22 protein-coding genes are annotated in these 22,100 nt (G+C 62.7%); 12 read left to right on the plus strand and 10 right to left on the minus strand.

The genetic code is table 11. The annotated features are described in order from the left end of the window. Window positions 1-30 precede the first annotated feature (30 nt). The 6 genes from AC1DUY_RS05925 (at window position 31) to AC1DUY_RS05950 (ending at window position 7,495) form a co-directional block, all read left to right on the plus strand. On the plus strand, window positions 31-1,338 hold the full coding sequence (locus AC1DUY_RS05925; RefSeq protein ID WP_478112973.1) for a hypothetical protein: 1,308 nt from the start codon (window positions 31-33) through the stop codon (window positions 1,336-1,338). 343 nt (window positions 1,339-1,681) lie between these two features. Beyond that, window positions 1,682-3,607: a 1-deoxy-D-xylulose-5-phosphate synthase gene (gene dxs / locus AC1DUY_RS05930; protein ID WP_089265987.1), complete on the plus strand. Its 1,926-nt coding sequence runs from the start codon at window positions 1,682-1,684 to the stop codon at window positions 3,605-3,607. A 134-nt stretch (window positions 3,608-3,741) separates the two neighbouring features. After that, a complete protein-coding gene (locus AC1DUY_RS05935; protein ID WP_439064957.1) occupies window positions 3,742-4,284 on the plus strand; it encodes a nucleoside 2-deoxyribosyltransferase in 543 nt (180 codons plus the stop codon). 2 nt (window positions 4,285-4,286) lie between these two features. After that, on the plus strand, window positions 4,287-5,042 hold the full coding sequence (locus AC1DUY_RS05940) for a TlyA family RNA methyltransferase (protein WP_478112975.1): 756 nt from the start codon (window positions 4,287-4,289) through the stop codon (window positions 5,040-5,042). After that, window positions 5,035-6,273 (plus strand): class I SAM-dependent RNA methyltransferase, encoded by a 1,239-nt coding sequence (locus AC1DUY_RS05945; protein WP_478112977.1) that lies wholly within the window; start codon window positions 5,035-5,037, stop codon window positions 6,271-6,273. The genes AC1DUY_RS05940 and AC1DUY_RS05945 overlap by 8 nt, the downstream gene beginning before the upstream one ends. Before the next feature lie 76 nt (window positions 6,274-6,349). After that, entirely contained in the window at window positions 6,350-7,495 is a 1,146-nt protein-coding gene (locus AC1DUY_RS05950) for an alpha/beta fold hydrolase (RefSeq protein ID WP_478113380.1), read from the plus strand. Window positions 7,496-7,509: 14 nt separating this feature from the next. Here the strand turns inward: AC1DUY_RS05950 and AC1DUY_RS05955 are convergent, their stop codons facing one another. Next, window positions 7,510-9,267: an acyl-CoA dehydrogenase family protein gene (locus AC1DUY_RS05955; RefSeq protein ID WP_478112979.1), complete on the minus strand. Its 1,758-nt coding sequence runs from the start codon at window positions 9,265-9,267 to the stop codon at window positions 7,510-7,512. Window positions 9,268-9,357: 90 nt separating this feature from the next. Here AC1DUY_RS05955 and AC1DUY_RS05960 point away from each other — a divergent pair, with 90 nt between their 5' ends. Both AC1DUY_RS05960 and AC1DUY_RS05965 read left to right on the plus strand, forming a co-directional pair. After that, window positions 9,358-10,059 (plus strand): SDR family NAD(P)-dependent oxidoreductase, encoded by a 702-nt coding sequence (locus tag AC1DUY_RS05960; protein WP_478112981.1) that lies wholly within the window; start codon window positions 9,358-9,360, stop codon window positions 10,057-10,059. A gap of 21 nt (window positions 10,060-10,080) precedes the next feature. Then, on the plus strand, window positions 10,081-10,914 hold the full coding sequence (locus tag AC1DUY_RS05965; RefSeq protein WP_478112983.1) for an enoyl-CoA hydratase: 834 nt from the start codon (window positions 10,081-10,083) through the stop codon (window positions 10,912-10,914). 131 nt (window positions 10,915-11,045) lie between these two features. Here the strand turns inward: AC1DUY_RS05965 and AC1DUY_RS05970 are convergent, their stop codons facing one another. Next, a complete protein-coding gene (locus AC1DUY_RS05970) occupies window positions 11,046-11,936 on the minus strand; it encodes a LysR family transcriptional regulator (protein ID WP_478112985.1) in 891 nt (296 codons plus the stop codon). A 118-nt stretch (window positions 11,937-12,054) separates the two neighbouring features. Here AC1DUY_RS05970 and AC1DUY_RS05975 point away from each other — a divergent pair, with 118 nt between their 5' ends. Next, entirely contained in the window at window positions 12,055-12,894 is an 840-nt protein-coding gene (locus AC1DUY_RS05975) for an oxidoreductase (RefSeq protein WP_093757049.1), read from the plus strand. A gap of 108 nt (window positions 12,895-13,002) precedes the next feature. On the opposite strand, the gene AC1DUY_RS05980 is transcribed toward AC1DUY_RS05975, so the two are convergent. Both AC1DUY_RS05980 and AC1DUY_RS05985 read right to left on the minus strand, forming a co-directional pair. Further along, window positions 13,003-13,614: an N-acetyltransferase family protein gene (locus tag AC1DUY_RS05980; RefSeq protein WP_478112988.1), complete on the minus strand. Its 612-nt coding sequence runs from the start codon at window positions 13,612-13,614 to the stop codon at window positions 13,003-13,005. A gap of 30 nt (window positions 13,615-13,644) precedes the next feature. Then, window positions 13,645-13,848 carry a DUF1127 domain-containing protein gene (locus tag AC1DUY_RS05985; protein WP_120287053.1) on the minus strand — a complete coding sequence of 68 codons (204 nt, stop codon included), beginning with the start codon at window positions 13,846-13,848 and terminating at the stop codon, window positions 13,645-13,647. A gap of 136 nt (window positions 13,849-13,984) precedes the next feature. On the opposite strand from AC1DUY_RS05985, the gene AC1DUY_RS05990 reads away from it, so the two are divergent. The 3 genes from AC1DUY_RS05990 to AC1DUY_RS06000 all read left to right on the plus strand — a co-directional run bounded on the left by AC1DUY_RS05990 (window position 13,985) and on the right by AC1DUY_RS06000 (window position 16,442). Beyond that, window positions 13,985-14,899 carry a transcriptional regulator GcvA gene (locus AC1DUY_RS05990; protein ID WP_478112990.1) on the plus strand — a complete coding sequence of 305 codons (915 nt, stop codon included), beginning with the start codon at window positions 13,985-13,987 and terminating at the stop codon, window positions 14,897-14,899. Between the two features lie 86 nt (window positions 14,900-14,985). Beyond that, window positions 14,986-15,957: an MBL fold metallo-hydrolase gene (locus AC1DUY_RS05995; protein ID WP_478112992.1), complete on the plus strand. Its 972-nt coding sequence runs from the start codon at window positions 14,986-14,988 to the stop codon at window positions 15,955-15,957. Next, complete coding sequence (locus tag AC1DUY_RS06000; protein WP_068734514.1) at window positions 15,954-16,442, plus strand: CinA family protein; 489 nt, start codon at window positions 15,954-15,956, stop codon at window positions 16,440-16,442. Before AC1DUY_RS05995 ends, AC1DUY_RS06000 begins: the two co-directional genes overlap by 4 nt. 7 nt (window positions 16,443-16,449) lie before the next feature. Here the strand turns inward: AC1DUY_RS06000 and AC1DUY_RS06005 are convergent, their stop codons facing one another. Genes AC1DUY_RS06005 through AC1DUY_RS06030 form a run of 6 tightly spaced genes read right to left on the minus strand, consistent with a single transcriptional unit; the run spans window position 16,450 to window position 21,967 of the window. Beyond that, complete coding sequence (locus AC1DUY_RS06005; protein ID WP_093757055.1) at window positions 16,450-17,433, minus strand: ABC transporter ATP-binding protein; 984 nt, start codon at window positions 17,431-17,433, stop codon at window positions 16,450-16,452. Next, complete coding sequence (locus AC1DUY_RS06010; RefSeq protein WP_478112995.1) at window positions 17,430-18,845, minus strand: amidase; 1,416 nt, start codon at window positions 18,843-18,845, stop codon at window positions 17,430-17,432. The genes AC1DUY_RS06005 and AC1DUY_RS06010 overlap by 4 nt, the downstream gene beginning before the upstream one ends. Then, window positions 18,842-19,039 carry a hypothetical protein gene (locus AC1DUY_RS06015; RefSeq protein WP_120287058.1) on the minus strand — a complete coding sequence of 66 codons (198 nt, stop codon included), beginning with the start codon at window positions 19,037-19,039 and terminating at the stop codon, window positions 18,842-18,844. The genes AC1DUY_RS06010 and AC1DUY_RS06015 overlap by 4 nt, the downstream gene beginning before the upstream one ends. A gap of 1 nt (window position 19,040) precedes the next feature. Then, window positions 19,041-20,102: an ABC transporter ATP-binding protein gene (locus AC1DUY_RS06020; RefSeq protein WP_184511925.1), complete on the minus strand. Its 1,062-nt coding sequence runs from the start codon at window positions 20,100-20,102 to the stop codon at window positions 19,041-19,043. 4 nt (window positions 20,103-20,106) lie between these two features. Continuing rightward, a complete protein-coding gene (locus AC1DUY_RS06025; protein ID WP_170849596.1) occupies window positions 20,107-20,985 on the minus strand; it encodes an ABC transporter permease in 879 nt (292 codons plus the stop codon). Between the two features lie 28 nt (window positions 20,986-21,013). Continuing rightward, entirely contained in the window at window positions 21,014-21,967 is a 954-nt protein-coding gene (locus AC1DUY_RS06030) for an ABC transporter permease (RefSeq protein WP_175365626.1), read from the minus strand. Window positions 21,968-22,100 lie beyond the last annotated feature (133 nt).

Consider the following 22,100-nt stretch of genomic DNA (forward strand, 5'->3'; position numbering starts at 1 on the left):
TATAGTCCGCCGTCAGTCCGGGGAACCAGCGTGCGCGTCCAGCACCGTCATGTCATCTATGTGCAGGGATACGATCCGCGGGGACTCTCGCAGTATTACCGCATGTTTCGGACCGAACTGCGCAAGTTCGGCCGCCTTTATGGCCTGACCACCTCGGTCAGCCGGCCGAAAGGCCATACCGACGGCGAATTCGCCCATGAATCCGCCTCCTGGCGCATCGAAACCTCCGGCGACGGCTGGCAGACCACGACCGATTACGACTTCCTGCGCTGGGAAGACATGATTCAGCGCGATCTGGCCGTGCCGATCTGGCGCACGCTGATCCACGCCATCGCCATCTATTGGGGCCTGGTCTTCTCCGGCACGATGGGCCGGTTCTGGAAGGCGCATTGGCGCTTCGCCACCTTCATCAGCTGGCCCCACGTCCTGCTGCTCAACGGCGCTATCTGGTCGGCGGGCATCGCCTGGCTGTTCGCGTTAGGGCTGCAGGCGCTTGGAATACACGGATTTCTGGTGGGCTGCGGCGCTGCGGCGGTGTTCGTGGCCGTGCTTGGCTCGCTGCTGAAATACACCGAAAAGCACACCTATCTGCTCTATCTGATGGCCGACACGATCTTCACCTGGCAGTTCTCCCACGGCAACCGGCCGGACTGGGACGCCCGGATCGACCGCTTCGCGCAGCATCTGGTCCAGGTCGCCAAGTCAACCAAAGCGCAGGAAATCGTGCTGGTCGGTCACAGCTCCGGCTCGTTCCTTGGCTCCGAAATCCTCGCCCGCGCGCTGAAACTCGATCCGGAACTCGGTAGCCACGGCCCTCGCGTCGTGCTGCTGACGCTCGGCGGCAATATGCCGATCGTCGGCTTCCATAGAGTCGCGCAAGGCTTTCGCGACAATTTGCGGCTGCTGGCCGTGGAGCCTTCCATCGACTGGATCGACTGCCAATCCCGCAAGGACGTGATGAACTTCTTTCCGTTCGATCCCATCGCCGGTCACGGGATCGACGCCGGCCCGGCCCGGCGGAATCCCACCATCGTCCCCGTCCGGTTCCGCGAAATCATCCGCCCGGAACATTACAACCGGTTCCGCTGGAAGTTCTTCCGGGTGCACTTCCAGTTCGTCATGGCCAATGAGCGGCCGCATGCCTACGATTTCTTCATGATCGTTTGCGGGCCTGTGCCTCTCAGGGGGCGTGTCAGTCAGCCGGCCACAACTTTGGCGTTGGTGGACGGCACCCCCACTACCCGCGAAAACGCATGGAAAAAGCTCGATTTGGGCGCGAAGAGCCCTACCCACACGGGTTCCCATGAGACGGAACCGGTCGCCCGGCGCATGCGCTAGGCACACCGCGCGAATGTCCATAGCGCCTTTGTGCTGCCACCCCCGCAGGCACAGCGGTTGGCTTTGGCCATCGCTTTGGTGTAAAGGGACTAGGACTATGCGCTGACGAGCAGGCTGAAACGCCGGCCGTTAACGTAGATAAGCGCTTCATTCATCTGGCAAAAATGATCAGATGAAGTCGCCGCCAAGCATGTTAGATATCACACTGAAAAATCGAAGCCCATTATAAGGCCTCGAAACAGGCTTCCCGGTTCTGGAGGCTGCGGTTGTCCGGTGGGCGCGCGGAAACGCGACGGCCCCGAAGCCAGACGCAGTCCCGGACATGTAAAATTGGAATAGTGCCGTGACCGATTTTAGTAAGACACCGTTGCTCGATACCATCAAGACTCCGGAAGATCTCCGGAAGCTGAAGATCGAGCGGGTTCGTCAGGTTGCCGACGAGCTTCGTCAGGAAACCATCGATGCGGTGTCCGTCACCGGCGGCCACTTCGGCGCCGGCCTCGGCGTTGTCGAACTGACCACCGCCCTCCACTACGTCTTCGATACGCCGCGCGACCGCATCATCTGGGACGTCGGCCATCAGGCCTATCCGCACAAGATCCTCACCGGTCGCCGCGACCGTATCCGTACGCTCCGCACCGCCGGTGGCCTGTCGGGCTTCACCAAGCGCAGCGAGAGCGAATACGATCCGTTCGGCGCCGCGCATTCCTCGACCTCGATTTCCGCTGGTCTCGGCATGGCGGTGGCCCGCGACCTCTCCGGCGGCAAGAACAACGTTATCGCCGTGATCGGTGACGGTTCGATGTCGGCCGGCATGGCTTATGAAGCCATGAACAACGCAGGCGCGATGAATTCCCGCCTGATCGTCATCCTCAACGACAACGACATGTCGATCGCGCCGCCGGTCGGCGCCATGTCGGCCTATCTGTCGCGCATGTATTCGGGCAAGACCTACCGCTCGCTGCGCGATGCCGCCAAGCAGCTCGGCAAGCATCTGCCGAAGCTGATCGCCGACCGTGCCGAGCGCGTCGAAGAATATTCGCGCGGTTTCATGGTCAATGGCGGCACGCTGTTCGAAGAACTCGGCTTCTATTATGTCGGTCCGATCGACGGTCATAACCTCGATCATCTGCTGCCCGTGCTGCAGAACGTTCGCGACATGGAGACCGGCCCGATCCTGCTTCACGTCGTGACCCAGAAGGGCAAGGGCTACGGCCCGGCCGAAGCCGCCGCTGACAAATATCATGCGGTCGTCAAATTCGACGTCGCCACCGGCACCCAATCGAAGTCCAAGCCCAACGCCCCGGCCTATCAGAACGTGTTCGGCCAGAGCCTCGTCAAGGAAGCCGAGAAGGACGACAAGATCGTCGCCATCACCGCGGCCATGCCGTCGGGTACAGGCGTCGACATCTTCAACAAGGCGTTCCCGAACCGCACCTTCGACGTCGGCATCGCGGAGCAGCACGCGGTGACCTTTGCCGCCGGTCTTGCGACCGAAGGCTACAAGCCGTTCTGCGCGATCTACTCGACCTTCCTGCAGCGCGGCTACGACCAGATCGTCCACGACGTGGCGATCCAGAACCTGCCTGTGCGCTTCGCTATCGACCGCGCCGGACTGGTCGGTGCGGATGGTGCGACCCATGCGGGCTCATTCGACAATGCCTATCTCGGCTGCCTGCCGAACATGGTCATCATGGCCGCCTCCGACGAAGCCGAACTGGTGCACATGGTCGCGACCCAGGTCGCCATCAACGATTCACCGAGCGCCCTGCGCTACCCCCGCGGCGAAGGCCGCGGCGTCGAGATGCCTGAAGTCGGCATCCCCCTGGAAATCGGCAAGGGCCGCATCGTCCGCGAAGGCAGCAAGGTTGCTCTTCTGTCGTTCGGCACGCGCCTCGCCGAATGTGAGAAGGCCGCCGACGAACTCGCCGCCCACGGCCTGTCGACCACGATTGCCGACGCACGCTTCATGAAGCCGCTCGACACTGACATGATCCTCAAACTCGCCCGCGATCACGAGATCCTGCTGACCGTCGAAGAAGGTTCGATTGGTGGGTTCGGCTCGCATGTGATGCAGCTGCTCGCCGACAACGGCATGCTCGACGGCGGTCTGCGCATGCGTTCGCTGGTGCTGCCCGACATGTTCCAGGATCACGACACGCCGGCAGCGATGTATGCCCAAGCGGGTCTGGACTCCAAGGGGATCGTCAAGAAGGTGTTCGAGACCCTCGGCAAGGATTTCAAGGCCGAGACCGTCAAGCTCGCTTGATCTAAACGCGACATCGCGTTTGCAATTGCGAAGAGAATACAACGAGGCAATTCGGCAGGAACCGCCGGATTGCCTCGTTCTCGTCTGAATTGGCTCGTCAATGTCGGCGCGGCTCACCATGAGACGGGGACTTCATGAATATCTATCTCGCAGGCCCCGACGTGTTCCTGCCCAATGCCGCCGAGATCGGCCGGCAGAAGGTCGCGCTCTGCAAGCGCTACGGCGCGCACGGGTTCTTCCCGCTCGATAACGCCATCGACATAAATGCCGGCGACGCCTCGCGCCAGATTTTTCACGGTAACGAGGCGATGATGAATCACTGCGACATCATCATCGCCAATCTCACGCCGTTCCGCGGTCCAAGCGCCGACGCCGGTACGGTGTTCGAGCTCGGCTATATGGCGGGCCACGGCAAGCTCTGCTTTGGCTATTGCAATGACCCGACGCTCTATATCGACCGCGTGCGCCGCATGACCGAGGTCACCGATCGGGACGGACATCTGGTGGATGCGGATGGGCTCACCGTCGAAAATTTCGGCCTCGCCGACAATCTGATGATGATCCATGCGCTCGATCTCTATGGCGCGCCCATGATCGTCCCCCGCGAAGCACCCAATGATCTCTGGCAGGATCTGACGAGCTTCGAAGCCTGTTTGAAACTTGCTGCATCGTACTGACCATGATGAAATCTCAGAACACTGCTGCCGCGCCGCGCAAACGCGCCGATACGCTTCTCGTCGACCGCGGAATTTTCGAAAGCCGCGCGCGTGCGCAAGCCGCCATCGAAGCGGGGCTTGTGAAGGCCAACGGCAAAGCGGTCGCCAAAGCGTCAGAACCGCTGCTGCTCGACGCCGCGATCGAGGCTGAACCGGCGCATCCCTGGGTCTCGCGCGGCGGCGTCAAGCTGGCCGGCGCGCTCGAGCTATATCCGATCGAGATCGAGGACCACGTCTGCCTCGACGTCGGCGCCTCCACCGGCGGTTTTACAGAAGTGCTGCTCGCCAACGGCGCCAGCATGGTGTTCTCCATCGATGTCGGGCACAGTCAGCTTCATCCATCGCTGCACGGCCATCCGAAAATCATCTCGATGGAAGAAACGGATATCCGCAACTATGAGAACAAGCGCCTGCCGGCGCGGCCCGACGTCGTGGTAATCGATGTCAGCTTCATCTCGCTCAAGGCGGTGCTGCCTGTCGCGCTGTCGCTCGCCGCGGCGCCGATGAGCCTGCTGGCGCTGATCAAGCCGCAATTCGAGGCCGACCGGAAGCAATCCAAGCGCGGCATCATCAAGAACGCTGCCGTGCATCAGGCCATCTGCGACGACATCACGGATTTTGCCAGGACGCTCGGCTGCACCGATATCGAGGTCTTCCCGTCGTCGATTACCGGCGGTGACGGCAATATCGAGTTCTTCATGGGTGCTCGGCGTGGCTGAACACCTGACCATCGATCATGTCGGCCAGCGCGGCGACGGCGTCAGCCTCACCAGTGGCGCGTCGCTGTTCGTGCCCTACACGCTGGCGCATGAGATCGTCGAGACGGAACGCGACGACGAACATCCGGAGCGTCGACGACTGCTGCAGATCGACAGCGCCAGCCCGGAACGAATTGATCCGTTCTGCACCTACTTCACGCGCTGCGGCGGCTGTGCCATCCAGCACTGGCAGCCCGATCCCTATCAGTCCTGGAAGCGCCAGATCGTGATCGACACGCTGGCGCAGGCGAAGATCACCTGCCCGGTCGATCCGATCGTCGATGCTCATGGCGCCGGCCGCCGCCGCGTAACGTTGCATGCCCGGCGTGGCAGCGATGGCGGACTGCGTGTCGGCTTCGCGGCATCGGCAAGCCACGCCATCATCGCTATCGACGCGTGCCCGATTCTGGATCCCGCGCTGGATGGCGCGCTCGATGCCGCGCGCGCGCTGGCCGAGGTGTTGAAGCCGGTCAGCAAGCCCTTGGACATTCAGGTGACAGCGGCCACCAACGGACTCGATATCGACGTCCGCGGCACCGGGCCATTGCCGACCGCTATCATCACAGCGCTGTCGCGCATCGCCGAGGCGCACAAACTGGCACGCCTCACGCGGCATGGTGAACTCGTGCTGATGCGCGTACCGCCTGTGGTCACGATGGGCAGCGCGCAGGTTACACTGCCGCCGGGCTCATTCCTGCAGGCCACGGCCGCCGGTGAAGAGACATTGGCGGCGCTTGTGCTCCAACTCTGCAAAGGCGCGAAGAACATTGCCGACCTGTTCTGCGGCATCGGTCCCTTCGCGCTGCGGTTGGCCACCAAGTCGAAGATTACAGCTTTCGATAGCGATGCAGGCGCCATCACCTCGCTGCAGCAGGCCATCAAGGACACCAAGGGCCTGAAGCCGATCAAGGCGGAGATGCGCGACCTGTTTCGCCGTCCGCTGGTGCCGCAGGAATTGCGCGACTTCGACGCTGTCGTGTTCGATCCGCCGCGTCAGGGCGCGCAGGCACAAGTCGAACGGCTCGCGGCCAGCAAGATCCCCGTCGTCGTCGCCGTGTCGTGCAACGTCCAGACCTTCGCACGCGATGCAAAGATCCTGATCGATGGCGGCTACAAGCTCGACAGCGTCACACCCGTGGACCAGTTCCGGCATACGCCCCATATCGAATTGGTGGCCCGCTTCAAACGCTAGTTGTCTTTTCACGGTGCTTGCGCTGGAGTGCGCCCACGCTGCCAGACAAGTGCAGCATGGAGGCGACGTGACACCCATCGATCCCAACATTCTGCCGGCCGGAATTCGCTCGCGCTTCGTCGAGGGCATCAACGGTTTGCGTGTCCACGTGCTGGAGGCCGGCTTTGAAACCAAAGGCCGGCCCTGCATCCTGCTGGTGCACGGATTTCCCGAGCTGGCCTTCAGCTGGCGCAAGGTAATGCCGCAGCTCGCCGCCGCCGGCTATCACGTGATTGCGCCGGACCAACGCGGCTATGGTCGTACCACCGGCTGGAGCGCAGACTATGATGGCGATCTGCGTCCCTTCAATCTGCTCAACCTCGTGCGCGATGCGGTCGGCCTCGTCGCCGCCTTCGGCTATCGCCATGTCGATGCGGTGGTCGGACACGACTATGGCAGCTCAGTCGCAGCCTGGTGCGCGCTGGTGCGGCCGGATGTATTCCGATCCGTTGCCCTGATGAGCGCGCCCTTTGCCGGACCTCCATCGCTGCCTTTCGGCACCGCCGATCAGCCGGCACCGCCAAAGACCGATGATCCCGTGCATCGCGACCTCGCAGCATTGCCGCGGCCGCGTATCCACTATCAGTGGTACTACGCGACGCGTGCTGCCAACGCTCATATGCAACACGCACCGCAAGGCGTGCATGATTTCCTGCGCGCCTATTATCATCACAAGAGTGCGGACTGGCCGGGCAACACGCCCACTCCATTGCAGGGCTGGACGGCGAATGAACTTGCGAAACTGCCGACCTATTATGTGATGGACCGCGACCAGACCATGGCCGAGACCGTCGCGGCAGAGATGCCGACGCCTGAACAGATCGCATCATGCAAATGGCTGCCGGACAATGAACTGGCCTTCTATGCCGGTGAATATGCCCGCACCGGCTTCCAGGGCGGATTGCAATGGTACCGCTGTAACACGACAGGCGCGTTCAATGCCGACTACGAGACCTTTGCCGGTCGCACCATCGACGTCCCTTCAGCTTTCATTTCGGGCAAGCAGGACTGGGGCATCTATCAGCGTCCCGGCGCCATCGAGACGATGCAAAACAGCGCCTGCACGAATATGCGCGCGGTGCACCTGATCGACGGCGCAGGCCATTGGGTGCAGCAGGAACAACCACAAGAGGTCGGCCGCTTGCTGCTCAAGTTCCTGAAAGATAACGGTCCGCGCTCATAGTCCCTGCGATCAGGTCAGGCCAGCATCAGCCGACTGGCCTCCTCCATGCTGACATCGCGCTCACCCAGCAGATGCGCGACGATCTGCTTCTGGGTTTCGCTTTCGATGACCGCAAACGGATCGGGCACCATCAGGCGATGCTCAATTACGAGACGTGACATCAACAGGCGCCGCGCATCGCCGCGTCGTGCATGAATGCGATGCGCTTCCCAAGTGAGTGCCACGGCACTGGCCACATGATACAGCGAACTCGTTGCGCGGCGCGCATCTCCTTCGTTATCCGACCGCGCGGCAACCTCGCGCGCGAAACCAATGGCCTTGTCGGTCAGACCGCGCAGACGATCCCGCCATGCCTGCGGTACGCTCGGAGAATCGTCCAGCCGCGCATGCAAATCGGCGGCAAGCGCGGCTTCCGCGCCATGCCGCCCAACCGCACGCGTCAGCGCATCGAGCGCAACGATATTGCCGGTGCCCTCCCAGATCGAGCCGAGATGCGCATCGCGCAGCAGCCGCGCGGTGGCGAATTCCTCGATGTAGCCGACACCGCCACGCATCTCCATCGCGTCGCCGCAGACCTTGCGCGCGTCACGCGTCGCACGGAATTTCAGAGTCGGCGTCAGGATCCGCAGCAGTGCTGCAGCATCCTGGCTGCCGGCCTCGGCACGGTCCAGCGCATCCGCGCTGAGAAAGCTCATCGACAGCGCCTGCTCGGTCGCCACCACGATCTTCATCAACTGCCGCCGCGCCAGCGGCATGTCGATAATGCGCTGGCCGAACACGACACGTCCACGCGCGACTGCCATCGCATCGTGCCAGGCGCGGCGCATCAGCGAGGTCGACTTCACGCCATTCGACAGGCGCGACGAATTCACCATCTCGGCCATCTGCACGAAGCCGCGATCGAGCTTGCCGACGGCATAAGCGATAGCGCCCTCAAGCTTGATCTCACCTGATGCCATCGACCGCGTGCCGAGCTTGTCCTTCAGGCGCACGATCCGGTAGTGATTGGGCGTGCCGTCATCGAGCGTCCGCGGCATCAGGAACAGGCCGACGCCCTTGGTGCCGCCGACCGCACCTTCCGGCCGCGCCAGCAGCATCACGACCTTCGCATCGGCATTGGAGCAGAACCACTTTTCTCCATACAGCCGCCAGTGATCGCCCTCCTGCACGGCCCGCGTCGTCAGCTTGCCGACGTCGGAGCCGCCTTCCTTCTCGGTCATGAACTGGCCGCCCTGGGTCAGCTTGCTCATGTCGGTCTGCGTCAGCCCGTCGAGATATTTCGCCTTGAGCGCATCGTCGCCGTAATTCGACAGCAGCTTCGCAGCACCGTCGGTGACATTGATCGGGCAGCCCATGCCGAACTCGGCCTGGTTGAACAGGAACGTAAAGGCGTGTTTGGCCGCCACTGGATAGGTCGAGGGCCAGCCCATAATGCCCTTGCGGTGCGACAGCGCGTGAATGCCGAACTCGCCGAAGGCTGCGTTCTCCAGTTCGCGATAGGCCGGGTGATATTCCACCCACTGAACGTCCTGGCCGAACTTGTCGCGCTGATGCAGCACGGGCCCATGCTTGTCGGCCATCCGCCCGGCTTCATCGAGCGGACCACCGATAAGGCCACCCAGCCGATCGAGATGCGGCTCGATATGCTTGAACAGATCCTCCGGCAGATGAATGCGCAGCAGATCGGTCAGCGCCGGATCGGCGCGGTAGAAATTCATGCCGGACGTGTCGGGTGCGATCAGATTGGCGGCGATCTGGGCATGGGCGTTCATGACGGCCTCTTGTGTTTTGCAGTTGCGTTTCCATCTTCATCATGCGCCTACCGCGCCAGCGAATAAAGTGCCCAGCCGGAGATTTGATCCATGGAAATTCCGCATTACGAAACCGCTTTGATCGTCGGTGTCGGTGAGGGCATCAGCGCATCGCTGGCGAGGCTGCTGTCCAAACAGGGCATCCGCGTCGCACTCGCCGCCCGCAATCCCGTCAAGCTGGATGCGCTGTGCCAGGAGACCGGCGCCAAGGCCTTTGCCTGCGACGCGACCCAGGCTGGAGATGTCGCCAAATTGTTTGCAGATGTCGAACGCCAGATCGGCGCGCCCGATATCGTCGTTTACAATGCCAGCCAGCGCGCCCGCGGACCTTTCATCGAGCTCGCACCTCCCGATGTTGCACAATCCATCGCAGTTAGCGCCTTCGGCGGATTTCTGGTCGCGCAACAGGCATTGCAGCGCATGTTGCCCAACAAGCACGGCGCCATCCTGTTCACCGGTGCCTCCGCGAGTATCAAGGGCTTTGCGCAATCGGCTCCCTTCGCCATGGGCAAGTTCGCTTTGCGCGGCATGGCGCAGTCGTTGGCCCGCGAGTTTGCACCGCAAGGGATCCACATCGCCCACTTTGTCATCGATGGCGGCATTCGCAGTTCGGTGCGAATCGAGCCCGTGGACAGGCCGGATTCGATGCTCGACCCCGATGCCATCGCCATGAATTACTGGAACGTGCTACAGCAGCCGCGCAGTGCCTGGAGTTCGGAGCTCGAAATCCGTCCATGGGTCGAGAAATTCTGACGCGAGAACGGGGCGAGATACATGAGTGAAGCCGTAAAGGTCATCGACACCGGCACCAGTGAACTGCTGTGTGAGATCCGCGAGCGCGTTGCCGTCATCACCCTGAACCGGCCGGAAGCGCGCAACTCGCTGTCGGACCATCTCACGCCCGCATTGCGCACAATGATCCGCACCTGCGGCGAAAACCCCGATGTCGGCGCGCTACTGATTACAGGCGCCGGCACGGCCTTCTGCTCCGGCGGGGACGTGAAGGGCATGGGCGCTCATCGCAAGCAGTCCACGCTCGATATGTCCTTCGACGAACGCGTTGCCGACCTGCAGGAGCGCCAGCGCCTGCTGACCGGTGCGCTGGTCGCCGTACGCAAGCCGACCATTGCCGCCCTGCCCGGCCCCGCTGCAGGCGCCGGCCTTGCCATAGCCATGGCCTGCGACATCCGCATCGCGGCGCAATCGGCTTTCGTTTCCACCGGCTATCTGCGCGTCGGCCTCAGCGGCGATTACGGCATCGCCTGGCTGCTGACGCGTCTTGTCGGCACGGCCCGCGCGCGCGAGCTGATGTTCACTGCCGACAAAGTCGAGGCAACCCGCGCCGAAGCCATCGGGCTGTTCAACCGCGTGGTGCCGGACGACAGGCTGCAGGACGAGGCTTTCGCACTGGCGCGCGGCATGGCGCAGGGGCCGACGCTGGCGTTGCGCTACATGAAGGACAATCTCGATGAGGCACTGGCCTTCGATTTTGCGACGGCGCGGGACCATGAGGCCGAGCGGCTGATCCGCACGACCATGACGGCAGATCACCGCGAGGCGGTGCAAGCCTTCATCGAGAAGCGTAAGCCAAACTTCTCTGGCAACTAGGGGAATAGCCTCTCCCACGTCGTTGCCGGGCTTGACCCGGCAATCCACCTGTCGGAACGGCGCGCATGCGGTCAAGATGGATACGCGGGTCAAGCCCGCGTATGACGACTGAGAGCAAAGCGCATGAAACTTCAACCCACCGTTTTGGCGAAATCGACAAACGCCCGCAATGCCGCCGGCAGTTGTCGGCGGCTGGGATAATACATGAAGAAGCCGGGATAGGCCGGGCACCAGTCAGCGAGGACCCGCACCAGCTTGCGCTTGGCGATCAACTCCTCGACCTGCCCTTCGAACACGTAAGCCAGTCCGGCTCCGTCCAGCGCAGCGTCCACCATCAGGTCCTGATCGTTCAAAGTGAGCGTGCCCGCGACATCGATCTCGACCTCGATGCCACCGCGCTCGAACTCCCAGCGATACAGCGCGCCACCCCAGAAGCGATAGCGGATACACGGCAGGTCTTTCAGCTCGTGCGGCGTCTGCGGCGGCTTGTGTTGCTTGAAGAAGCCGGGTGACGCAACGACCGCCGATCGCTGCCGCGGGCCGATCGGCACGGCAATCATGTCCGCCGCAACAGTTTCGCCGAAGCGGATGCCCGCATCGAAACCGGCCGAGACCATGTCGACAAGACCGTCATTCACGGCAATCTCGACATTGATCTCCGGATAGGCTTTCAGAAATCGCGTGACGATCGGCAGCAGCACGAGCTGTGCGGATTGCCGGGCGGCGTTGAAGCGCAACGTCCCCGCCGGCTTGCCGCGAAAATGGTTGAGGTCCTCCAGCGCATCATTGATGTCCTGAAACGCCGGACTGACCCGCGCGAACAACCGCTCGCCCGCCTCCGTCAGCGCGACGCTGCGGGTGGTGCGATTGACCAGCCGGACATCAAGACGCTCCTCGATGCCGCGCAAGGCGTGGCTCAGCGCGGAGGCGGATACGCCCAGCTCAATGGCGGCATTGCGAAAGCTGCGATGCCGGGCAATCGCCAGAAAGGTGGCGAGGTCGGCCGGGCCGATCAGGCTCATTGTTGAATCCAACTCATGAACACATGGAACAAATAGAGGATTATTTCAGTTCTGGCGAGCCGCTAGTTTCCTCCCATCAGCCCTGCACTAACGCGGGGCCAACACAGGAGAGACCACCATGCGTGTCTGGTTCATCACAGGAGCATCCCGCGGTTTCGGCGCCCTCATCGCGGCAGAAGCCTTGGCCCAGGGCGATGCCGTCGTGGCAACGGCCCGCGATCCCAATGCTGTCACTGCACGTCTCGGCACCCATGAGCGCCTGCTGGCGACGCGGCTCGATGTCACCAGCGAGACCGAGGCCCATGAGGCCGCAGGTCAGGCCGTGAAGAAATTCGGCCGCATCGATGTGCTAGTCAACAATGCCGGTTATGGCCTGCTCGGCGCGATCGAGGAAGCCAGTGCCAAGGAAGTCGAACGTCTCTATGCCACCAACGTATTCGGCCTGCTCGGCGTCACCCGCGCCGTGCTGCCGCATATGCGCCGACAGGGCTCCGGTCACATCATGAACATTTCATCCGTCGGCGGATATGCAGGCTTTCCGGGCTGGGGCGTCTATGGCTCGACCAAGTTCGCGGTCGAAGGCATCAGTGAAGCACTGGCCGCCGAAGTCGCGCCGCTCGGCATCCATGTGACCGTGGTCGAGCCCGGCTTCTTCCGCACCGACTTTCTGGACGATAACTCGCTGGTGCGCACCGCACTCGAGATCAGCGACTATCACGCCACCGTCGGCAAGACTCGCGGCCATGCCGCCGACGCCAATCATGCGCAGCCCGGCGATCCCAGCAAGCTGGCAAAGGCCTTCATGCAGCTCGCGGCTGCCAAGACCCCTCCAGTCCGCTTGCCGCTGGGCAGCGACACGGTTGCGCGGATTGAGAGCAAGCATGCTTTTGTCGAAAAGGAACTGGCTGCGTGGCGCGACGTGGCCACATCAACAGACTTCGCGAAAGGAACGGCATAGGCGCCGTCTTCAGGACACGCAGATGCGACGAAGCAATCCTGAGCTAGAGAGGGATTGAATTGCTTCGTCGCATCATACCTTGCCTGAACGTGGCGAGCGTTGCCGCGCTTAGGCAAGTATCTGCTGCAGGGATTGCGCTGCGAGGCGCCAGACCGCACATGGGTTTGCGGTTGGCGCCGCATCGATCTGCTTTACGAAGCGCACCTGCTTCCAATCGCCCGGCGTCGGCGCGAATGTGAAGCCGGCCTTGCGGGCCAGTGCGAGCATTGCCTCGTTTGAGCGCAATGTATCCCCGAAGAGCTGGTCGGCTCCGAGCGCAGCAGCACGGCATTCCAAATTGGACATAAGTGCCACACCGATGCCCTGCCCTTGCATGGAATCGGCTACGGACAGGCCCAATTCGAAACGGGACGTCGCTTCATCGAACGCGTAGCGGGCCTCGCCGACAATGATCTCCGAGCCATCGCGCGAGATCGTCGCGACGACCGAGAAACTGTCGGCTTCGCCGACATGGATGAACTTGTCGAGTTGCCCGGCCGGCAATTCGCTGGCGGCGCCCATCAGGCGATTGTAGCGCGACCGCACCGACAGGCCTCGGAAATAGGCCTGCAACGCGTCCGCATCGTGAAGCTCGACAAACCGAACCGTCACCGCAGCGCCGCTGCGTGACAACACCACATCGGAATACTGACCGAGGTCATCGAGGTTGAGATGTTGCATGACAGTTGCTCCCGGACGATCGGACCGTCCTTACGCGCGCCAGAACGGCTTGCTGGCCTCGGCCATCACGTCGCCCACCGAAAGGCCGGCGTCGTGAATGTCACGCTCGCTCCAATGGGCCAGTTCGCGGCGTTGATGGGCGCGCTCCCGCCAGACGTGGAACGTCTCGGCGATGGCCGCCACGCTGAGCGGAGCATGATGATTTGTCATCGATTCATGGGTGCAAGTAGACATTTTGCTCTCCTGAAGCTAAATTTACTTAGGAAATATCGGCTTCATTCTCACATTGCACAAACGACATTGTGCACCGCGTCACATGAGACAAACTCATGGATAGGCCGAGGAGTGAGTGGCCAGGGAGAGAGCGTGGATGAGCACCCGGTTGCCGTCACTCAACGGACTGCGCGCCTTCGAAGCAGCCGCACGCCATCTGAGCTTCACCAATGCGGCAAGCGAGCTGAACGTCACGCAGACGGCGATCAGCCATCAGATCAAGCGGCTGGAAGAAGAGCTCGGTCTCAAACTGTTCATTCGGCAGAATCGCGCCCTCGCGCTCACCCCGCAAGGACACGACTATCTGCCGGGCGTACGCGCGGCCTTCAACGATCTGCGTCTTGCCACAGACCGGCTCAAGCGCCGCGACAATGACCACGTGCTGACGGTGAGCACGCTCGCATCGATGGCATCGAAATGGCTCCTGCCGCGCATCTCAGCGTTCCAGAGAGCCCATCCCGATATCGATGTGCGCATCACCACGTCGACAAGCATGGTCGATTTCAAGAGCGGCGATGTCGATGCCGCGATCCGTTACGGTCGCGGCCAATGGCCTGGCCTCCGCGCCGACTGGCTGACGGCGGATGATCTGTTTCCGGTCTGCAGCCCGGCGCTTCGCACCGGAAAGAACGCGCTGCTGAAGCCGCAGGATCTCGCGGACTATACGCTGCTGCATTCGAGCGGCGGCTATGACGATGATTGGCGACTCTGGCTCACCGCAGCTGGATTGCCGGCCGATATTTCGAAACAGCCGGGCCTGACCTTCGACATGATTTTCATGACGTTGCAGGCGGCGATCGACGGCCTCGGCGTCGCCATCGGCCGCACCACCTATGTGGAGGGCGATCTCGCCAAGGGCCGGCTGGTGGTGCCCTTCGACATGCGCATGCCCGCCGATGCCGGCTTCTATCTGGTGTCGCCCGAGGCCTCTTCGGACTCGCGAAAACTCAAGGCTTTTCGCGACTGGCTGCTCTCCCAGGTCCCGCCGGAACGTGACCGTCCTGGCCGCTGATCGGCATTGTCGACATCACGTGTTCGCGAGCAGATCGCCATCCGAAACATGCTAGAAGTCTGGCCTGTTTCGAAATGGAGCTTGCGATGAATCGGACGACACTGGCTGCGGTTTTCACCCTTCTGGCGCTGGCGCCTGCGCTCGCACAGCAGGCGTCCACACCGCCGGCAGCACCGCCGCCGCCCGACTTCTCAAAGGTCGAGATCAAGACCACCGACCTTGGTGACGGCGTTTACATGCTCGAAGGCCAGGGTGGCAACATGACGCTGGCCACGGCCAAGTCGGGCGCGATCCTCGTCGACAGCCAATTCGCGCCGCTGCACGACAAGATCAAGGCGGCCATCGCCGCGGTGACACCGCAGCCGGTCAAGTATCTCGTCAACACGCATTTCCACGGTGACCACACCGGCGGCAACGAGGCCTTTGCCAATGAAGGCGCGACCATCGTCGCCAACGTCAAGGTCAGAACCCGCCTGAAAAAAGGCACCACGAACTTCCTGACCGGTGCACAGAATCCGCCTGCGCCGAAGGCGGCGCTCCCGACCAACACCTACACGCATCAGCTCAAGCTCAGCCTGCGCGGCCGCATCGCTGAACTGCGCCATCCCGACAACGCGCATACCGATGGCGACACCTATGTCTACTTCAAGAGCGCCAATGTCATTGCGACCGGTGATACATTCACCAACGGCCGCTATCCCAATATCGACGTCCTCAACGGCGGCAATATCAAGGGCATGATCGCGGCGACCGACGCCTATCTGAAACTGGCGAATGACACCACCAAGATCGTTCCCGGCCACGGTCCACTCGCGAACAAGGCTGCGCTGGTCGACTATCGCACCATGCTGGTGACGGCGCGCGATCGCATGACCAAGCTGATCAAGGACGGCAAGACCGAGGACGAGGTTCTGGCGGCCAAGCCATTCGCCGATCTCGACGCCAAATGGGCGCCGAACGAAACCGCCAGCAAGAATTTCATTCGCGCTGTCTATGGATCAATGGCGAAGAAGCCTTGGATCAGGCCCTGGTCAAAACCTTGGGGGAAGAAGTCATGAGAGATCTCATTCCCCTCGCCGAGAAGATCGCGATTGAGCTGATCGCGCGCAAGCAGACCATCGGCATAGCTGAATCCTCGACCGGCGGTTTGATTTCCGCTGCACTGCTCGCAGTGCCCGGCGCCTCCGCCTATTTCATCGGCGGCGGCGTGATCTATACGCGCGATGCGCGGCGTGTGCTGATGGATATTTCCGATGATGCGTTTCGGATACCGGGCATGCGCTCATCTTCAGAGCCCTACGCACAACTGCTGGCGACGCAGATCCGCACCCGCCTCGGCTGCGACTGGGGACTGTCGGAGACCGGCGCCACCGGCCCCTCCGGCAATCGTTATGGCGATGCCGCCGGCCATAGCTGCATGGCCGTCGCCGGCCCGCGAAACGAGGTCATGACACTGGAGACCGGCAGCAACGACCGCTCCGGCAACATGCACAGTTTCGCGCAGACGGCGCTGACGTTCCTGCTGAAGAATTTGGCGGGTTAGGACAGCGTCAGGCCGGCACTGCCGCTGCCGCCTGCTCCGCGAGAATACACCGCACCACACGATTGTCGGCGAGTTCGACATTCGGCGGCGGCGCCTCGACGCAGCGCGGCTGGGCGAATTTGCAGCGCGGCGCGAAGGAGCAATTCACCGGCGGCTTGTCGAGCGACGGCGGCGTACCGGGAATGGTCTCAAGCCGTGCCCCGCGCTTGGCGCCGTGCACGGTGGAGGCCAGCAGCCCCTGCGGATAGGGATGCACGGCCGAGCGTACGATCTGGCTCAGCGTGCCCTGTTCGACGATCTGGCCCGCATACATCACCGCGACCCGGTCGCAGATCTCGATGGCCACGCCGATATCGTGCGTCACGAAGATGATCGACATGCCGAATTCGCGCTGCAGCTCGCGCAGCAGCAGCAGGATCTGGATCTGCACGGTGGCATCGAGCGCAGTGGTCGGCTCGTCCGCGAGCAGAATCTTGGGCTTGCAGGCCAGCGCCAGCGCGATCATTGCGCGCTGCCGCATGCCACCGGACATCTCGTGCGGATAGGCATCGAGGCGACGCTTGGCGGAGGGGATACGCACGACTTCGAGCATTTCGAGCGCGCGCTTCACGCCCTCGGCCTGGCTCTTGCCCTCGTGCCGCATCACGCTTTCGGCGATCTGCTGGCCGATCGTATAGACCGGGTCCAGCGCCAGCGCCGGCTCCTGGAAGATCATCGACACCGTCTGGCCACGAAACGCCGAAAGCTCGTCGTCATCGAGCGCCAGCACGTCCTTGCCGAGCACATTGACCGTGCCAGTGATCTGCGTGCGCTTCTTCGGCAGTAGCCGCATCAGCGCGCGCAAGGTGACGCTCTTGCCCGACCCGGACTCACCGAGCAGCCCGAGCACCTCGCCTTCGCCGAGCGTGAGGTTGAGATCGTTCACCGCATAGACGGTGCGTTCGCCGCCGAACCGGACGTTGAGATTGCGAACCTCGACGAGATTGCTCATGCCAACTCCGGGCACTGTTTGTGGAAGTCGGTAGCGCGCTGGAATGCGGCACCGATGGTCAGCAGCGTCGATTCATCGAACGGACGGCCGATCAGTTGCATGCCCACCGGTAGCTTCGCCTTGGTGAAGCCGGCCGGGATCGAGAGACCGGGCAGACCGAGATAGTTGATCGGACGCGTGAAGCGCGTCAGCCGCTGGATCATCGCTTCGGCGCCTGAACTGTTGCCCACATCGGTCTCGGCAATGGTGGGCGCCGCACCGGGCGAGACGGGTGCCAGCACCGCATCAGTGCCGGTGACAGCGGCGAGATAGGCTGCAAGTGCAGGACCGCGCCAGCGCAGCGCCTCGATATAGGAGACGCCGGTGATCGCGAGACCGTTCTGCAGCCGCATCAGCACCTGCGCGCCATAATCCTGCGGGCGCTCGATCATCCAGCGCTTATGCATCGCCGCGGCTTCCGTCGCGAGCACGAACTGGCAGGCTGCCGTGAGCTGACCCTGATTGGGCAGATCAACCTCGACGATCTTGACGCCTTCATCCTTCAGCGTCGCGATGGTGTTCTGCAAGATCGCAGCCGTGTCGGCGTCGAGGTCGTCGACATAGAATGCCTTGGGAATGCCGACCGTCATGCCTTTGGCGGACGCACACGTCGCCGCCATGTAGTCCGGCACAGGGCGCGTGCTGGTGGTTGGATCGAGCGGATCGGCACCAGCCATCAGGCCGGTCAGCAGCGCGCAATCCTCGACGGTCCGCGCCAGCGGGCCGACCGTATCGAGCGATTGCGACAGCGGCATCGCACCGGCGCGGCTGACCAGACCGACGGTCGTCTTCAAACCGGAGACGCCGCAGAAATGCGCCGGCAGGCGGATCGATCCGCCGGTGTCCGAGCCCAGCGCTGCAAAAGTCAAACGCGCCGCCACGGCGGAGCCCGAGCCCGACGATGACCCGCCGGTGACGTGATCGACATGCCAGGGATTATGCACGGCGCCGTAATGCACGTTGTGACCGAGCGGGCCATAGGCGAACTCAACCATCTGCAGCGAACCTAGCCGCACCGTGCCGGCATCCTTCAGGCGCTGCAGCGAGGTCGCCGTGGTGGTCGCAACCCAGTCGCGGCGAATATGCGAGCCGCAGGTCACGACGTGCCCTTCGTCGTAATACATGTCCTTGTGCGCCAGCGGCACGCCGTGCAGCACGCCGCGGCTTTGCCCCCTGGCGAGCGCGGCATCGGCTGCATCAGCCGCCGTCAGTGCTGCATCGGCCTCGATCGACATGTAGGCGTTGAGGCTCGGCTGCGATTTTACGGCGCGATCGAGGCACGACTGCGTGGCTTCGCGCGACGAAATCTTCTTCGTGGCGATAGCGTCAGCGACGTCCGTCAGCGACAGCAATGCGGGTTCGGTGACACTCATTTGGCAGCCTTCGTATTCTGAACAGCGAGGAAGGTCGCGGGCTCGAGATCAAATGGCAGGGTCCCGGCCACAGCCGCGAAGCCTTCAAAGGCTGGCCCGATCGAATTGGCGATGCGCTCGGCGACCTCGTCGGATGCGGGAAGGCCGCTGACCTCGGTCAGCGCCTTGATCTGCTTGGCAGTCGGTTTGGTCATGTCAGTGCGCTCCTGCAGCAGGTGCTTTGCTGTGTCCCGAACCCGGGATCGCCATGTAACAGGCGGCCTGGTGGCCGCTCACAGTGATTTCAGTCAGCTTCGGCGTCACCTCGCCGCACATCGCTTCGGCAAAGGGGCAGCGTGTGTGGAAACGACAACCGGACGGTGGATCGATCGGGTTCGGCGGGTCACCGGTGATCGGCGGCGTTTCCGTGCGCTTGTCGGGATCGGACGACGGCATCGCGGCCAGGAGCGCGCGCGTGTAGGGGTGCGCCGGCCCGTCCCAGACCTCATCCACCGGGCCGAGTTCAACGACCTCGCCGAGATACATCACCAGCACGCGATCGGAGATGTAACGCACCACGTTGAGATCGTGGCTGATGAACAGATAGGTCAGGCCGAATTCGCGCTTGAGATCGACCAGCAGGTTGAGCACCTGTGCCTCGACCGACTTGTCGAGTGCCGAGACGGCCTCATCGAGAATGACGAGACGCGGCGACAGCGCCAGCGCACGCGCGATGTTGACGCGCTGCCGCTGGCCGCCGGAGATTTCATGCGGATAGCGATTAGCGAAGGTCTCCGGCCGCAGGCCGACCTTCCCGAGCAGCTCCCGCGCCAGCAGTCGCGCGGCCTTATCGGCCATGCCGTGCACCTTCGGTCCGAAGGCGATCGATTCCTCGATGGTAAGACGCGGATTGAGTGAGGCATAGCTGTCCTGAAACACCATCTGCATGCCACGGCGCAGCTCGCGTAACGAGAGCTCGCGCCCGACAGTGCGGCCGTCATAGATGATATCGCCGGAATTGCGCGGCATCAGATGCATCAGCAACCGCGCCGTCGTCGACTTGCCGCAGCCGGACTCGCCGACGATGCCAACGGTTTCGCCCTTGGCGATGGCGAAGGACACATCGTCCACCGCGCGCACGGTCTTGCTCGGAGCGAACAATCCGCCGCGCACGGGGAAGTGCTTGGTCAGACTGACCACCTGTAACAGCGGCTGTGCAACACCGCCGATATCCTCCAGCGGCTCCAGCTTGTCGATTTCTTCTACAATATCACTCATGCCATCAGTTCCGGATGTCCATGGCACTGCGCATGCCGTCGCTCAGCAGATTGAAACAGATCGACACCGCGAAGATCATCGCGCCGGGAAGTGCTGCCACCCATGGATTGACGTAGATCGCGGTGCGCAGGGTGTTCAGCATCAGACCCCATTCCGGCTCCGGCGGCTTGGTACCGAGACCAAGGAACGACAGGCCCGCGGCGAGGATCATCGACACCGAGATCAGCCCTGTCGCGTAAACGAAAATGGAGCCCAGCACGTTACCGAGCATGTGCACCCGCATGATGGTGAAGGCATTCGCGCCGGAGGCACGCGCGGCTTCCACATAATCCATGTTTCGCACGCCGGTGGTGACGCTTTCAGCGACACGCGTGATCTGCGGCACGAAGACGATGGTCAGCGACACGATCGAATTGACGATGCCGGCACCCAGCGCGCCGGAAATCGCAATGGCCAGCAGTACCGACGGGAACGCGTAGAACACGTCGACGGTACGCATGATCGCGGTATTGAGCTTGCCGCCGACATATCCGGCCACAACGCCAAGCCCCGTCCCGATGAAGAAGGCAAGGATCACCGGCAGGATGCCGATCAGCAGCGACAGTCGCCCGCCATAGATCAGGCGCGCCAGCATGTCGCGACCGAGTTCGTCGGTGCCGAGCGGATAGTTGGGTGTGCCGATGAAACGCAAACGGCGGATCATCGAGCCCTGATAGGGATCTGCGAGATGCAGATAGGGCGCAAAGATCGCCGCCAGGAAGATCAGCAGCAGAATGAACGCGCAGGCCATGCTGACCTTGTCGCGCACGATGCGGCGGCCCACCGTGGCCCAATAGCCGCGGGCCTTGGTGGCAGGCGCCGCCTGCAGTGCAGTGTCGGTCATTGCGGTCATGAGAGGATATCCAGCATGGTCAGCTCCGCTTGATGCGCGGATCGATCGACGCCTGCGCGATATCGACCAGAAGATTGAGGAACACGAAGAACAGCGCCAGCACGAGGATCGTGCCCTGCAGCAGCGGCAGATCACGCTGGAAGATCGCGGAGTTCAGCAAAAGCCCCGAACCGGGCCATGAGAACACTGTCTCGATCAAGATAGAGCCGCCGAGCATGTAGCCAAGCTGCAGGCCCATCACAGCAAGCGCCGTGGGTGCCGCATTCTTGATGACGTGACGGAACACCTTAGTTTCCTGCAGACCCTTGGCGCGCAGGGCCTCGACGAAATCCTGCGACAGGATATCGCCGGTCAGCGCGCGCACGGTGCGTGTCACGATGCCCATCGGAATGACCGAGGTCGTGATCGCCGGCAGCACGAGATATTTGATGTGCTCCCAGTCCCAGGCCCATGAGCCCGAACCGCCCGGCCCGGCGCCGACCGCAGGCAGCCAGTTGAGCTGCACCGAGAAGATGATAACCAGCACCATGCCGAGCCAGTAATGCGGCACGGAGACGCCGGCGATGGCGATCGAGGTGGCAACCTTGTCGACCCAGGTGTCGCGGAAATAGCCGGCGATCAGCCCGAAAAACAAACCGAGCGTGAAACCGATGGCGGCGGCCGCGATGGCCAGCGTCACGGTGTTGCCGACGGCTTTCATCACCTCCGCCAGAACGGGGCGCCCCGTGGCGATGGAGCTGCCGAGATCGCCGTGTAGCGCGCGCCACAGCCAAAGGCCGAACTGAACAGGTAGCGGGCGATCGAAGCCGTAAGCGACGCGCAGCTGCTGCGCCAGCTCCTGCGACGCGTCGGCGGGAAGAATGGCAACGAGAGGATCGCCGGGCGTAATGTGCACCAGCAGGAAACACACCAGCGCCACGCTGAGGACGATAGGAATCACATAGACGACGCGTCGCGCGATGTAGACGAACACTGATCACCTTCGATTCAGAAACTCTGCCCCCTCGTTCGTCTTGCCCGGGCTCGACCCGGGCATCCACGTCTTTGCAGCGAAGAAGGCGTGGATGGCCGGGTCAAGCCCGGCCATGACGTGGAGAGGTTCGTGC

The sequence above is a fragment of the Tardiphaga sp. P4_G1 genome (genome assembly GCF_056401215.1).

What these genes read in the sequence shown, in the direction of transcription:
- AC1DUY_RS05935 (WP_439064957.1), top strand. Translation starts at nt 3,742, where the DNA reads ATGAATATCTATCTCGCAGGCCCCGACGTGTTCCTGCCCAATGCCGCC.
- AC1DUY_RS05940 (WP_478112975.1), top strand. Translation starts at nt 4,287, where the DNA reads ATGATGAAATCTCAGAACACTGCTGCCGCGCCGCGCAAACGCGCCGAT.
- AC1DUY_RS05955 (WP_478112979.1), bottom strand. Translation starts at nt 9,267, where the DNA reads ATGAACGCCCATGCCCAGATCGCCGCCAATCTGATCGCACCCGACACG.
- AC1DUY_RS05960 (WP_478112981.1), top strand. Translation starts at nt 9,358, where the DNA reads ATGGAAATTCCGCATTACGAAACCGCTTTGATCGTCGGTGTCGGTGAG.
- AC1DUY_RS05965 (WP_478112983.1), top strand. Translation starts at nt 10,081, where the DNA reads ATGAGTGAAGCCGTAAAGGTCATCGACACCGGCACCAGTGAACTGCTG.
- AC1DUY_RS05970 (WP_478112985.1), bottom strand. Translation starts at nt 11,936, where the DNA reads ATGAGCCTGATCGGCCCGGCCGACCTCGCCACCTTTCTGGCGATTGCC.
- AC1DUY_RS05975 (WP_093757049.1), top strand. Translation starts at nt 12,055, where the DNA reads ATGCGTGTCTGGTTCATCACAGGAGCATCCCGCGGTTTCGGCGCCCTC.
- AC1DUY_RS05980 (WP_478112988.1), bottom strand. Translation starts at nt 13,614, where the DNA reads ATGCAACATCTCAACCTCGATGACCTCGGTCAGTATTCCGATGTGGTG.
- AC1DUY_RS05985 (WP_120287053.1), bottom strand. Translation starts at nt 13,848, where the DNA reads ATGTCTACTTGCACCCATGAATCGATGACAAATCATCATGCTCCGCTC.
- AC1DUY_RS05990 (WP_478112990.1), top strand. Translation starts at nt 13,985, where the DNA reads ATGAGCACCCGGTTGCCGTCACTCAACGGACTGCGCGCCTTCGAAGCA.
- AC1DUY_RS05995 (WP_478112992.1), top strand. Translation starts at nt 14,986, where the DNA reads ATGAATCGGACGACACTGGCTGCGGTTTTCACCCTTCTGGCGCTGGCG.
- AC1DUY_RS06000 (WP_068734514.1), top strand. Translation starts at nt 15,954, where the DNA reads ATGAGAGATCTCATTCCCCTCGCCGAGAAGATCGCGATTGAGCTGATC.
- AC1DUY_RS06005 (WP_093757055.1), bottom strand. Translation starts at nt 17,433, where the DNA reads ATGAGCAATCTCGTCGAGGTTCGCAATCTCAACGTCCGGTTCGGCGGC.
- AC1DUY_RS06010 (WP_478112995.1), bottom strand. Translation starts at nt 18,845, where the DNA reads ATGAGTGTCACCGAACCCGCATTGCTGTCGCTGACGGACGTCGCTGAC.
- AC1DUY_RS06015 (WP_120287058.1), bottom strand. Translation starts at nt 19,039, where the DNA reads ATGACCAAACCGACTGCCAAGCAGATCAAGGCGCTGACCGAGGTCAGC.
- AC1DUY_RS06020 (WP_184511925.1), bottom strand. Translation starts at nt 20,102, where the DNA reads ATGAGTGATATTGTAGAAGAAATCGACAAGCTGGAGCCGCTGGAGGAT.
- AC1DUY_RS06025 (WP_170849596.1), bottom strand. Translation starts at nt 20,985, where the DNA reads ATGACCGACACTGCACTGCAGGCGGCGCCTGCCACCAAGGCCCGCGGC.